Here is a 13,686-nt window from a genome sequence, read left to right on the forward strand (position 1 = left end):
ATAAGACCGTATGTCCAAATTAATAGGTAAACTACTTATCTGTTTGGACATATTAAAATTTAAATCGCTTTGTTATCGTTTTCTTGCAAAGCATCAGTATTATCAGTCCGCAGGTAGCTGTTGAGCTTGGGGCGGTAGCATTGAAAAAATGATGATGTCACAATATGATCACAATTATAACTCCTTCTTATAATGCTTCAGAGCACTTGCAAAGCCAGTATGTAAGGATGAAGTACTTATTAAGTGATGATGTAAAATGGATAATTGTAGATGATTGCAGCCAGGATGATACAGCTAAAATTGTTGAAAGCTTGGAATGTAAGTATATTACTTATGCTCGGTTGAGTAAAAATTCAGGACCTTCTATTGCAAGATTTGAAGGCGTTAAATTAGCGGAAACAGATCTGGTTTTTTTTCTGGATGCAGATGACTATTTATATAACGATAATTTTTTGCGATTGTGTGAGTTTGTCAGAAAAAATGAAGCTGATTATTATTATGGTACCGCGTGCATATCCTGTGATATAGCTAAAGTTCCACAGCAAAAAAAAAACATTCCAGAAAAGAGTGTCATAATAAAGAAACCCACGGATTTCCTGCATTCAGGCATGCCTAACTATAGTAGTTTATTAATAAATAGAAAGTTTTTCTTAAATTTCATTTTGATCAATCAATTGGAATGGGGGGAGGATATTGCATCCTATATGTCCATGGCTGATAAGGGTATCGGTATTAAGTGGGGCGGAGTAGTTAGTTGCTATATCATCACTGGTCATGGAAGAGGAAGTTCATTAGTTTGGCACAAAAGATTTTCTCTTTTTAAACACTTGATAATGCAGTCAGTATCATCGAATAAAAAAATAAACTGCATGTTTTTTTCTGTGTTTTTAATCGCTCGGTTTACTGCCAGCTATATGTATAAAAAAATGGTGAAATAATGAAACTGATTGTTTTTTTCATTCATGATGGTTTAAGACGTAACTTGTTTTTAAGTTTGTCGCGGAAAGCTATTGATAAAAAATATGATGTCAAAATTTATTGCTTTAGCTTGAGTGAATATGTTTGGTTTTGTAAAAAAGGATTGGCTAAACATGTTCATCTTCTTAAGACGTGCAAAACAAAAAAAATTAATAAATATGAATTGGTGACGAATTCGATTGATGTTATCGCTGGGTTTTTAAATAAAGATGATGCACTGGAAATTTACTTTGCAGTATTTCATGAATTAGATTCATTAAAAAACAAAGAATACGAAGAGATAATTGTTTTTGGTGGAAATGGACTTCATGCGTTTGACAAAGCAATCACCGGCTTCAGTGAAAACAATCAAAAAGTTAAAACATTATTTACAGAACTGTCAAACATTGATGGAAAATTGTTTGTTGATCGTAAAGGTTCAAATGCAAGCTCTGAATACTATAGGTTACTATGTTCAGGCTTAGCGTTAAAAAAATCGGCTGGTTCATTTGATCTTGCTGAGTGGAGAAATGACTATGTTAATAAAAAGAAAGACTCGCATATTATAAAGCAAGCACCAGAAAACAAAAAAATTCGACGGATAATTCATCGAGGATTAGGAATAGTAGAGTTTTTTTTGCAAACTACCTTCTTACCAGCGGTTTAAAATATCAGAATACTTATTTTCTGATAGAAAGCTGATTCCTAAAATATATGCAGAACAGTGGGCCCCTTATAGTGACGACATAAGTAAATTAGATGGTTATATTTTTTTTCCAATGCAGGTGTTCGGTGACTCACAAATAAAATTGCATTCCAAAATTGATAATGAAAAGGCGATAGAGCTTGTTTCTCAAAAAGCCAAGGCTAACAATATCCCGTTAGTTATAAAACCCCATCCGGCTGAATTTGATATTAATGCATTGCATACTGTTATTAAACTGAAGGAACAATATAATTTTTATATTTCAAGTGAAAACACATTCAGCTTGATTATGAAATCCAAAATGGTCACGGTTATTAATTCTACAGTAGGGCTTGAAGCGATACTCTGTGGTAAGGACGTGGATTTTTTGGGTGACAGCTTTTATCAATATTTTCAGGATGATGATTTTCTAAGGTATTATATTAATGACTGGCTGATTGAATATGATATTTTTTGCACTAATAAAATATATCTGACTGATGAGCAATTTAATAAGTTTTTGTCGAGAGCGGATGCAACTGTGATTGTATGATTAAATCAATTTTCTCCATGATTGTAGTTCGTGGGATCACATTAGTGTTTCCATTAATGTTAATACCTATTCAACTGAAACTATTAGGTATTGAACAATATGGACAATATAATCTACTTTTTGCAGTTTCATCTATAGCTGCAATTATCATTAATTATGGTTTTGATTATACAGCATGTAGAGAAATTGCTCGGCATGAAAATAAAAAGTTTCATAATATCACCTGGTCATCAGTTTTGTTATGTAAATGTATAATTTATTCTCTGATGATTGGAGTGCTGGCTATAGTATTCTTAATAAAAAATTATTGTTTGTTATCGTTCATTGGTATTAGTGTCTTTTTAATGAGTCAGATTTTGGTTCCTATATATATATTTCAGGGGCTAAAGAGAATGAGTTATTTGATTTACAACACAATGTTTTTAAATGTATTGTATTTTATTTTCATTCTCTTTTTGCTTAAATACTATCCACAGACAACAAAAGACATATTGTTTTTGGGGTATGCATTTATTAATATGCTAGCGGCAATACAAATGAATGTATATGTCTTGAAGAAAACTAATTTAAGAATATGCAAGGTAAGTTCCCATTTGGTATATAAGCAGTTCAAAAATGGTTTTCTGGTTTTTTTATCTCGAATTATGAGTGCCGGGCTTTCGCAATTCACTCTCGTTATTTTATCTAGTATGCTAAGCCCCGGACTACTTGGGATTTATTCATTAGGCGATAAACTTGTAAGGGCCGCTAATTCCTTCTTTTATGCTGTTCAGCAGGCAACTTACCCGTACTTTTGCAATGGGAAGAAAAGTGCTAATGAGAAAAAATTTCTATTGTTATTGATGGTGTTAATTTCATTGTCAATATTTTCCGTTTTTGTATTCCATTTAAGTAAAAACATCGTCATCATTTTTTTTCCAGCAATTGAGCAGTATTATCATGAAATGACAATAATGTTCTTGGCCTTAATTCCCATGACTATTAGTGGGATGATTGGGGTAAATTATCTGTTGGCCTCCAACCTGAACAAAGAGTTTGCTATGTCTCTGGGCATTGGTGCTATCTCCAACATAACACTTCTCTTACTATGTAATATTAAAAATTCTTTATTTTTGGCTATCATTATATTGCTGACAACTGAGGTAATTGTTGCCTTCGCTATGACTTGTATACTCTTAAAAAAAAGGACGTTCAAAAATGTCTCCAAGAAATAGTGACAGTATTAATTATGCCATATATGCATGTCTCTTCTTCGCTATAGCTGTTTCGTTGATATATCCTAATATTGCATTAATTCTTTTGTTGATAGTATTTCCTTCTTTATGCATCAAAACAAAATTCATCTCAAATTTGTTTTTGTGTTATGTGATTTTTTTTATCGCTTTCATTTTGGCAGGGAAAACAATCGATGGAGAAGGAAATGATTATGTGACATATTTAACCAATCTGGAAAATGGTACATATCCGGGCATAAAAGATAGTATCTTCGATTTCTTTTTCTGGAGTGTTGCTGCCTTTATTACATCAATACTACCAAGAAATGGTGGGTTTGAACTTTTCTTTATAGTCGGTATCATTTCGTTTATACCCTATCTCCCGATTTATAATTTTTTATCACGGCATTTAGGAAATCCTCTTTCAGTAAAAATAATATCTCTATACTTCCTGTTTCTAATATCATCACTATCATACTGGAATTTATATGGGAATTATATTCGACAGGCATGGTCATTTTCTTTTTTTCTATTGACGGCATTATATCTGTCAGAAAAGAAATTTTTATATTGCTTAATTTTTGGTTTGTTATCATTAGTTAGCCATAATAGTGGAGCAATATTTATTTTTCTGTTGTTGCTGGGGTATATCCTCTCACATGAAAAATTGAAGATAATCCAAATAGTTGTTATTACATTATCTTTTTTGACAATGTTTTTTTCTCCACTATCTCTGGTCTCTCATTTTTTACCAAGTCATATTGTGTCAAAAATCAGTTTTTATGAAGGGTGGAGTGGTTCTGATTTTGGTAAAGTAGCTGTTTTGAGATTATATGCATTATTTGCTATTGTTTTTTGTGCGAATAAAATCACAAAAATTAGTGATGAGCATCTACGAAAATGGTATAGCATTAATTATAGCATTTCTTGTGTATTTATATTAACAGCCTCAGCAATGTCTATAATATCCAAGATCGTTGAAAGGTTATACTATCCTGCAGTTGCGCTACTGTTCATTTTGTTAAGTGTTCAAATATGCATAATATTGAATAACATTAAAAATAGGGGTAGTAAAAATCTTTATGTAATGATTTTATTCATTGTTTTATTCCCGTTGTTATCATATTCACTTTATACTTCGTTGTATTATAACCCCTATTTCTATAATGGTAATTTATCCGAGTTTCTTTTCTATACTTATACAAACTAAATGAAAAAAACCAACACAGCCGTACTTATACAAACGCACAATAATGCCAGCTATATTAGCTTGCTGGCTAAACTTAACCCAGATGTAAGTTTTTATGTTCATGTGGACTTAAAATGCGATGATATTTTTCATGAAATAAAAAAAACATCTTGTGAAAATATATTTCTTCTAGAGGATCGCGTTTCTGTGTATTGGGGGGGGTATAGCCAAATAGTTGCAACATTAAAATTACTCCACATGGCACTAATAAAATCTAATGCATCCTATTATCATTTAATGAGTGGTGAATGTTTTCCATTGATTCCTTTTTCACAAATGGAGAAAATATGGGGATGCACACCGACTGTAAATTTCATTGAAAGTCATAAAAGACCTGATAATGAATGGCGGATGAGAACGTGGTTACCGTTTGTAGATACCAAACATATGCGCACTTTTCCTGGCAGAGTGATTAAAAAAACATTACGTTTTATCTCTAATATTGTAAAAACCTCTAACATTACAGACGATATATTTTATGGCTCACAATGGTTTTCCATTAATCGCGAACTGTGCCAAAAGATAGTGCATGTGTATCAAAATCAAGATTTTTTTAATAAATTTTCGAGTGTCACTTGCTCTGATGAACACGCAATTCAAATGCTTGTTCGTAAATTTGATAATGCTGACATTGCTGATAATAACAAAAGATATATCTTTTTTGAAGACGGAGCATCGAGTCCGAATTACTTAGATGAAGATAAAATAAATATGCTTAGACGTGACTTTAACTCAGAGTATTGGTTCGTTAGGAAAGTGCACGAAGTCGATATGATTAATCAATTGAATGGTTGCAAATAACGTATGTTTGAAAGTATATCTGTCCTGATGTCTGTATATTATCGTGAGAATCCGTTATATCTGGAACGAGCACTGGCAAGTGTTTATAATAATTCTATCATACCTCAAGAAGTTATTTTGGTTGAAGATGGTGTACTGACAGACGATCTATATAATGTAATCGAAAAATATGTCCGTGACTATAATCTAAAGGTAGTTAAATTAGCGAAAAATGTTGGGCTGGGTGTTGCACTGAATGAGGGGTTAAACGCGTGTAGTAATGATCTAATTGCAAGAATGGATACTGATGATGCCTGCCGAAACGATCGTTTCGAAAAGCAATTAGCTTATATGGAAATGAATCCTGATACAGTGCTTTTGGGTACAGGAATCGAAGAGTACGATGAAACAATGAGTTACTCTTTAGGGCAGCGATTGGTTCCATGTAGTAAAGATGCAATTAGAAATCACAGCATCAAGCGAAACCCATTTAATCATATGACTGTGATGTTTAGAAAAAATGTTATTATGTCTTTAGGTGGGTATCAGCATCATCTTTATATGGAAGATTATAATCTATGGCTCAGAGTCATCGCTTCAGGAGGCTTAGTTGCCAATTTACCCGACATACTAGTTAATGTAAGGGCGGGGAACAATATGATGAAGAGGCGAAGAGGTTATGATTATATAAAAAGTGAATTTAAACTGATGTGCTTGAAATTGAAGCTGAAGATGGATAGTGTTGCACATGCTATGTTTATTTTTACCGTTCGTACAGTTACCAGATTACTTCCTGCAAGTGTTTTATTGAAAGTTTACGGTTATCTGAGATGCAAGGTTAGTTCAAAGTGATGAATAATAACCAGAATTCTAGTATCCAAATAGGACGGGGAGTTGCCGCCTGCATTGTCGCCTTTTCTCACCTTCTCACTCCACAGCTTAAATCTATAAATCCAGAGAGTACTATTTTAAAATATATTAATTTGTCTTTTTTGGGGGATTTTTCGGTCTATTTTTTCTTCTGTATTAGTGGTTATGTAATGATGTTGTCATGCAGCATGAAAATAAGAGGCAGTATCTCGTTTTTGAAAGATAGAATTATTAGAATATATCCTTTGTATATAACCATTACTGGCCTGGCATTGCTTGTTTTCTCATTGACTCGAGCATCAGATGGTTGGATTATAAACCTAAATTACTATCCAAAGACTGTTTATGACTACATTAGTGTTTTTACTCTTTTCCCTCCTTTTGAACAAGGTGGCGGTTTTGCTATGCCATTAGCTACTGCATGGAGTTTAGTTTATGAGCTGTATTTTTATGTTGTCTTTGCTTTGCTTCTAAGGTTTGTAAAGATAAAAAATATTCCTTATGTGATTGTTGTTTTTTTATTTTTGAGTTTTTTGATTATAAATTCCCTGTTCGAGCCTGTGCGCCATAAATGGGTTTATTGGCCGTATATAATTTCGGATTTCATAAATCTTTGCTTTGGGTTGGGGTGTGTTTTGTTTTTGGCTCCGAAACCGACACAAATGATTAGAGATTATTCAGTTTTATATATAGTGATTATAGTTTTGGGGTTAATGCTTCTACCTCGAATTTATGCGGAAAAATTAACTTTTGTGATTGCATCCTCACTATGCTGTTATCTTCTAATTCATTATGAATTTCGTGATGGTGTGTTTAAGAAAGTATTCGTTTACCTTGGTAGTGCATCATACAGTATTTATCTAAGTCATATCCTTTTTAATTCATCTAGTTGGCATGTCATAAAGTTTGGCGCGTTAGCTGGTTTACTTTGGGTTTTATTTGCAATTTTAGTCGGATGTATGATTCATTCACTAGTTGAAAAAAAACTCACCACCTTTATAAAGACAACTTTGTCATAATTACTTATTTTATCATATGCACGAATATACTTTCTGAGTTAACATCCAAGCCACATTTCAAACCGCGCATACCTCGCGCGGTGACCACACCTGACAGGAGTATGTAATGTCCAAACAGCAGATCGGCGTCGTTGGTATGGCCGTGATGGGGCGCAATCTGGCGCTGAACATCGAAAGCCGTGGCTATACCGTTTCCGTGTTCAACCGCTCAGGCGATAAGACTGAAGAAGTTATCGCTGAGAACCCGGGCAAGAAGCTGGTTCCTTACTACACGGTACAAGAGTTCGTGGAATCCCTGGAAACTCCTCGCCGTATCCTGTTGATGGTGAAGGCTGGTGAAGCCACGGACAAAACCATCGATTCCCTGAAGCCTTATCTCGATAAAGGCGATATTCTGATTGACGGCGGTAACACTTTCTTCCTGGATACTATTCGTCGTAACCGTGAATTGTCTGCTGAAGGCTTTAACTTCATCGGTACCGGCGTTTCAGGTGGTGAAGAGGGTGCGCTGAAAGGCCCATCAATCATGCCTGGCGGCCAGAAAGCGGCTTACGAGCTGGTAGCCCCAATCCTCAAGCAAATCGCAGCGGTTGCTGAAGATGGCGAACCTTGCGTGACCTACATCGGTGCCGATGGTGCTGGCCACTATGTGAAGATGGTTCATAACGGTATCGAATACGGCGATATGCAGTTAATCGCTGAAGCTTACTCCCTGCTGAAGAACGGCCTGAACCTGTCCAATGAAGAGCTGGCAACAACCTTCACCGAGTGGAACAAGGGCGAGCTAAGCAGTTACCTCATCGATATCACCAAGGACATCTTCACTAAGAAAGACGAAGACGGAAAATATCTGGTTGATGTGATTCTGGATGAAGCTGCGAACAAAGGCACCGGTAAGTGGACTAGCCAGAGCTCGTTGGATCTGGGTGAACCGCTTTCCCTTATCACTGAATCTGTATTCGCGCGCTATATCTCCTCTTTGAAAGAGCAGCGTGTGGCTGCATCTAAAGTACTGAGCGGTCCCCAGGCTAAAGCCTTTGCAGGCGACAAAACTGAGTTTGCTGAAAAAGTTCGTCGTGCTCTGTACCTCGGTAAAATCGTATCTTACGCGCAGGGCTTTTCTCAGCTGCGTGCAGCATCAGAAGAAAATAACTGGGATCTTAACTACGGTGAGATTGCAAAAATCTTCCGTGCGGGCTGTATCATCCGCGCCCAGTTCTTGCAGAAGATTACCGACGCCTATGCTGAAAACCCGGCGATTGCGAACCTGCTGTTAGCACCTTACTTCAAGAAGATTGCCGACGAGTATCAGCAGGCACTTCGTGACGTAGTTTCTTATGCGGTACAGAACGGTATTCCAACGCCGACTTTCTCTGCGGCTATCTCTTACTACGATAGCTACCGCTCAGCGGTTCTGCCTGCGAACTTGATTCAGGCACAGCGTGATTACTTTGGTGCGCATACCTATAAGCGTACCGATAAAGAAGGCGTATTCCATACCGAGTGGATGGAAAAGTAATAACCAGGGTTGGCTAAGCCGCTCGACTTTTAATGAACCAGTGGTGATGTTTCCCCACTGGTTTTTTCGTTTGGATGGATGTGTAAAATTTGCTTTAAAGCGCATTTTGTTTCTATCAAAAAGACGTTTATTGGCTGATTACAATCAGGGCGCAAAGAGCCTTAGTTAATCTGTTATGAGTTGAATATCACATAATTAGAGAGAATCCTTTGTGAAAATTCTTGTTACCGGTGGCGCCGGTTTTATTGGATCTGCAGTTATTCGGCATATCATAAATAACACACAGGACAGCGTTGTTAATGTTGATAAATTAACCTATGCGGGCAATCTGGAATCTTTGGAGGATGTCTCTGACAGCGATCGCTACCGGTTTGTGCATGCAGATATCTGCGACCGGAGTGCTTTAGATAAGATTTTTGCTCAGCATGAGCCAGATGCGGTAATGCATTTGGCGGCAGAAAGCCATGTCGATCGCTCTATAACTGGTCCTGCTGAATTTATCGAAACTAATATTGTGGGCACCTATACGCTACTCGAAGCAGCGCGCGCTTACTGGTCTCAACTATCAGAAATGCGTAAAGCTGCATTTATTTTTCATCATATTTCTACTGATGAAGTGTATGGCGACTTGCCGCATCCCGATGAGCTTGCGGAAAATGCCAGTTTGCCTTTATTCACTGAAAGCACAGCTTATGCGCCCAGCAGCCCCTATTCCGCTTCCAAAGCGTCCAGTGACCATCTGGTCAGAGCTTGGATGCGTACCTATGGACTACCTTGTATTGTAACTAATTGTTCTAATAATTATGGCCCATATCATTTCCCAGAAAAGCTGATCCCTTTAGTGATTCTCAACGCTATTGAAGGAAAGACTTTGCCTGTGTACGGCCGAGGCGATCAGATTCGTGACTGGCTGTATGTTGCAGACCATGCTTGTGCGTTATATATCGTGGTAACTCGAGGGAAGGTCGGTGAAACCTATAATATCGGGGGTAATAATGAAAAGAAAAACCTCGACGTCGTGCTCGCTATTTGTGACCTTCTCGACCAGATGATCCCAAAAGAGACTTCTTATCGCGAGCAAATAATTTATGTTGCCGATAGGCCTGGTCACGATCGGCGTTATGCCATTGATGCCGGTAAAATTAGCAAAGAATTACACTGGCAACCGCAGGAAACTTTTGAAAGCGGTATTCGTAAAACAGTGGAGTGGTATCTTGCTAATCAACGGTGGGTCGAAAATATCAAGAGCGGCGCTTATAAAGCCTGGCTTGAAAAAAACTATGATGAGCGAAAATGAATATTCTTTTATTTGGTAAAAATGGCCAGTTAGGTTGGGAATTACAACGTTCGCTTGCGCCACTCGGCAACCTGACTGCGGTGGATGTAGATTCAACGGATCACTGTGGTGATTTTAGCAATTCCCATGATATTACTGAAACAATACGACAGGTTCAGCCTGACATTATTGTTAACGCTGCCGCCCATACTGCGGTAGATAAAGCTGAAAGCGAACGTGATTTTGCTCTCCAGGTGAATGCAACCAGCGTTGAAATTATCGCGAAAGAAGCTGCGAAATTAAATGCCTGGCTGGTACATTACTCCACCGACTATGTATTTTCAGGCGATTGCGCAATGCCCTGGCGCGAAACAGATAGTCCGTCTCCTCTGAATGTTTATGGGCAAACAAAACTGGCTGGTGAAGTTGCTATACAGACGTATTGCGAAAAGCATCTTATATTTCGTACCAGCTGGGTATACGCTAGCAGGGGAAATAACTTTGCCAAAACAATGCTGCGACTGGCAAAAGATCGCGAAGAGCTAGCGGTCATTAATGATCAGTTTGGGGCGCCAACAGGGGCTGAATTACTGGCAGATTGTACTGCCCATGCGATCATTCACGCATCGAGATCGCCTGAAGTAGCAGGGTTATATCATCTGGTGGCTTCAGGCACGACAACTTGGTTTGATTATGTAAACCTTGTTATAGCGGAGGCTAAAAAAGCAGGTTTACCTCTGGCAGTTACTAATGTTAAGCCTGTTCCCACAACTGCCTATCCGAGCCCTGCTCGTCGCCCCGGTAATTCCAGAATGGATACGACGAAATTCCAGGCAACATTCGGATTGAAGTTACCGTCGTGGGAGGTGGGTGTTAAACGTATGCTTGCAGAACTATTTGAACAGTAACTGCATGATAATAAATAACTAATATCCTATTTTCAGGATGTTTGAGCTGAGAGATTAAATATGACTTCTCGTAAAGGAATTATTCTCGCCGGTGGGTCAGGAACTCGTCTTTACCCGGTCACCATGGCAGTGAGCAAGCAACTGCTGCCAATTTATGACAAACCGATGATCTATTACCCTATTAGCACATTAATGCTGGCGGGAATTCGCGACATACTGATCATCAGTACACCGCAGGACACGTCGCGCTTTGAACAGTTGCTCGGGGATGGAAGCCAGTGGGGTTTAAATTTCCATTACAAGGTCCAGCCGAGTCCAGATGGTCTGGCTCAGGCATTTATTCTTGGTGAAGAATTTATTGGTAACGATGATTGTGCACTGGTATTGGGGGATAATATCTTTTATGGCCATGACCTACAAAAACAGCTCGAAAAAGCAGTGACTAAACAGTCCGGAGCGACCGTCTTTGCCTATCATGTTACCGATCCAGAACGCTACGGTGTTGTAGAATTTGATAAAGAGGGGCTAGCGATATCGCTTGAAGAAAAACCAATTGAACCGAAGAGTAATTATGCGGTAACCGGCCTCTATTTTTACGACAACTCAGTTATTGAGATGGCTAAGAACCTTAAACCTTCTGCACGCGGTGAGTTAGAAATAACAGATATTAACCGTATCTATATGAAGCAGGGGCGCATGTCTGTTGCAATGATGGGGCGTGGATATGCCTGGTTAGATACCGGAACACATCAAAGCCTGATTGAAGCGAGCAATTTTATTCAGACTATTGAACTGCGTCAGGGCCTAAAAGTATCATGCCCGGAGGAAATTGCATTTCGTAAAGGCTTCATTGATGCAGGCCAAATAAGAAAGCTGGCAGAGCCCCTAGAAAAAAATGATTACGGAAAATATTTGCTAAAAATGATTAAAGGTTATTTGAAATGAAAGTTATAAAAACCGAAATACCCGGTGTCCTTATTTTCGAACCTAGGGTATTTGGTGATGATCGAGGTTTTTTCTTTGAAAGTTTCAGTAAAATAAACTTTGAAGATGCCGTTGGATTTAGTGTTGATTTCGTCCAGGATAACCATTCAAAATCTTCGTTAGGTGTATTGCGAGGTTTGCATTATCAATCTCCACCCTATGCGCAAGGGAAGCTCGTCCGCTGTACAGCAGGGGAAGTTTTTGATGTCGCTGTTGATATTCGTAAGGATTCACCGACATTTTCTCGGTGGGTAGGGGTAAACCTTTCTGCTGAAAATAAACGTCAATTGTGGGTACCTGAAGGTTTCGCTCATGGTTTTTTGACACTGAGCGATTCGAGCGAGATACTTTATAAAGCGACAAATTATTATGTTCCTTCTTACGAAGGCTGCATCCTTTGGAGTGATGAAACGCTGGGTATACATTGGCCAATATCAGGCATGCCATCATTATCGGCAAAAGATGCGGTGGCGCATCCGTTGGATGTATGTTCATTACCAGAATGATTAATGCTGATAGGTTACACCTAAATTAGCTTACTTTTTGTTCATTCTTCATCGTGTTAAGGCTTTCGGGACATTCTTATAAAGATAGTCAGTTTTCACTGAGATATTTTTCACTTTCGTAACTATAATTGCTGCGTGCGAATGCAAGTTCAGTGTGAACAATTTTTCTTAGGGTAATCATGAATCAACATAACAATAATGTGACGCAGAACCACATTGGAAGTAATTCAGAACAAATTGATTTGATTGATCTTTTTATACAGATTTGGAAGGGGAAGGTGACGATCGTCGCTTTCACGCTACTCGCTATCCTTCTTGCCGTAATCTATCTTTTCGTCGCTAAAGAGAAATGGACCTCAACAGCGGTTATTACTCAGCCAGATGCTGCTCAAATTGCAACCTACAACAATGCCCTTAACGTCATCTATGGCAACGCGGCGCCGAATATCACAGACGTACAAAATCGTGTTGTCGGTCGTTTTAGCTCGGCCATGTCGGCGCTCTCGGAAACTCTGGATAATCTGGAACAGCCTGAGAAACTGGACATTGAGCCTGCGGTTAAAGGCCAGTCGCTGCCGTTGAAAATCTCCTACATTGGTGCATCCGCAGAAGAAGCAAAAACAAAAATCGCCCAGTATATTCAGCAAGTTGATGAACAAATTGGTGAAGAGTTAGGCGTCGATCTTAACGATAGCATCAAGCTGCAGATCAAAACCCTTGAAGATTCACTGCAAACTCAGGAAGTCGTCGCGCAGGAACAAAAGGAACTGCGCGTGAAGCAAATCAGTGAAGCTCTCAAATTTGCTACCGAAGCAAAAGTTGCTTCTCCGCAGATACAACAGGGTACGGACGTTACTCAGGACACGCTGTTCTTATTGGGTAGCGAAGCGCTGACTTCAATGATTAAGAATGAGGCGACTCGTCCGCTGGTTTACTCTGGCGCGTACTATCAGACCAAGCAGAACCTGCTTGATATCAAGAACCTGAAGGTCGACCCAAAAACCATTCATGCCTATCGTTATGTTATGAAACCGACTCTGCCTATCCACCGGGATAGTCCAAAGCGTGGGATAACCCTGATTCTGGCGGCATTGCTGGGCGGGATGATTGGTGCAGGCGTAGTGTTAGGACGTAATGCGATTCGCAATTACAAGACAACCGTTTGA

Annotated in this window: 14 protein-coding genes; all 14 read left to right on the top strand. The window is 38.6% G+C overall.

Translation table 11 applies throughout. The features are described from left to right. Positions 1 to 164 precede the first annotated feature (164 nt). The 14 genes from ACSPHG_RS08170 to wzzB all read left to right on the top strand — a co-directional run bounded on the left by ACSPHG_RS08170 (position 165) and on the right by wzzB (position 13,686). Entirely contained in the window at positions 165 to 938 is a 774-nt protein-coding gene (locus tag ACSPHG_RS08170; RefSeq protein WP_435952987.1) for a glycosyltransferase family 2 protein, read from the top strand. Then, a complete protein-coding gene (locus ACSPHG_RS08175) occupies positions 938 to 1,624 on the top strand; it encodes a hypothetical protein (protein WP_435952988.1) in 687 nt (228 codons plus the stop codon). The genes ACSPHG_RS08170 and ACSPHG_RS08175 overlap by 1 nt, the downstream gene beginning before the upstream one ends. A 34-nt stretch (positions 1,625 to 1,658) precedes the next feature. After that, positions 1,659 to 2,195 carry a capsular polysaccharide export protein, LipB/KpsS family gene (locus ACSPHG_RS08180; RefSeq protein WP_435955973.1) on the top strand — a complete coding sequence of 179 codons (537 nt, stop codon included), beginning with the start codon at positions 1,659 to 1,661 and terminating at the stop codon, positions 2,193 to 2,195. Beyond that, the gene (locus ACSPHG_RS08185; RefSeq protein ID WP_435952989.1) at positions 2,192 to 3,409 is read left to right on the top strand and encodes an oligosaccharide flippase family protein; all 1,218 of its coding nucleotides are present in this window, start codon (positions 2,192 to 2,194) and stop codon (positions 3,407 to 3,409) included. The genes ACSPHG_RS08180 and ACSPHG_RS08185 overlap by 4 nt, the downstream gene beginning before the upstream one ends. Further along, positions 3,393 to 4,619, top strand: coding sequence for an EpsG family protein (locus tag ACSPHG_RS08190; RefSeq protein WP_435952990.1), 1,227 nt, complete (start codon positions 3,393 to 3,395; stop codon positions 4,617 to 4,619). The genes ACSPHG_RS08185 and ACSPHG_RS08190 overlap by 17 nt, the downstream gene beginning before the upstream one ends. After that, positions 4,620 to 5,459, top strand: a complete 840-nt coding sequence (locus ACSPHG_RS08195) for a beta-1,6-N-acetylglucosaminyltransferase (RefSeq protein WP_435952991.1) — start codon at positions 4,620 to 4,622, stop codon at positions 5,457 to 5,459. It abuts the gene before it with no gap. Between the two features lie 3 nt (positions 5,460 to 5,462). Then, the gene (locus ACSPHG_RS08200; RefSeq protein ID WP_435952992.1) at positions 5,463 to 6,290 is read left to right on the top strand and encodes a glycosyltransferase; all 828 of its coding nucleotides are present in this window, start codon (positions 5,463 to 5,465) and stop codon (positions 6,288 to 6,290) included. Next, the gene (locus tag ACSPHG_RS08205; protein WP_435952993.1) at positions 6,290 to 7,327 is read left to right on the top strand and encodes an acyltransferase family protein; all 1,038 of its coding nucleotides are present in this window, start codon (positions 6,290 to 6,292) and stop codon (positions 7,325 to 7,327) included. Before ACSPHG_RS08200 ends, ACSPHG_RS08205 begins: the two co-directional genes overlap by 1 nt. A gap of 106 nt (positions 7,328 to 7,433) precedes the next feature. Then, positions 7,434 to 8,846, top strand: a complete 1,413-nt coding sequence (gene gnd, locus ACSPHG_RS08210) for an NADP-dependent phosphogluconate dehydrogenase (RefSeq protein ID WP_435952994.1) — start codon at positions 7,434 to 7,436, stop codon at positions 8,844 to 8,846. Positions 8,847 to 9,057: 211 nt separating this feature from the next. Continuing rightward, positions 9,058 to 10,143, top strand: coding sequence for a dTDP-glucose 4,6-dehydratase (gene rfbB, locus ACSPHG_RS08215; protein ID WP_435952995.1), 1,086 nt, complete (start codon positions 9,058 to 9,060; stop codon positions 10,141 to 10,143). Beyond that, positions 10,140 to 11,030, top strand: coding sequence for a dTDP-4-dehydrorhamnose reductase (gene rfbD, locus ACSPHG_RS08220; protein ID WP_435952996.1), 891 nt, complete (start codon positions 10,140 to 10,142; stop codon positions 11,028 to 11,030). Before rfbB ends, rfbD begins: the two co-directional genes overlap by 4 nt. A 60-nt stretch (positions 11,031 to 11,090) precedes the next feature. Further along, entirely contained in the window at positions 11,091 to 11,975 is an 885-nt protein-coding gene (gene rfbA / locus ACSPHG_RS08225; RefSeq protein ID WP_435952997.1) for a glucose-1-phosphate thymidylyltransferase RfbA, read from the top strand. Further along, positions 11,972 to 12,520 (top strand): dTDP-4-dehydrorhamnose 3,5-epimerase, encoded by a 549-nt coding sequence (rfbC, locus tag ACSPHG_RS08230; RefSeq protein WP_435952998.1) that lies wholly within the window; start codon positions 11,972 to 11,974, stop codon positions 12,518 to 12,520. The genes rfbA and rfbC overlap by 4 nt, the downstream gene beginning before the upstream one ends. A gap of 179 nt (positions 12,521 to 12,699) precedes the next feature. Beyond that, positions 12,700 to 13,686: an LPS O-antigen chain length determinant protein WzzB gene (gene wzzB, locus ACSPHG_RS08235; protein WP_435952999.1), complete on the top strand. Its 987-nt coding sequence runs from the start codon at positions 12,700 to 12,702 to the stop codon at positions 13,684 to 13,686.

The organism is Dryocola baronae, assembly GCF_051297175.1.
GTDB lineage: Bacteria > Pseudomonadota > Gammaproteobacteria > Enterobacterales > Enterobacteriaceae > Dryocola.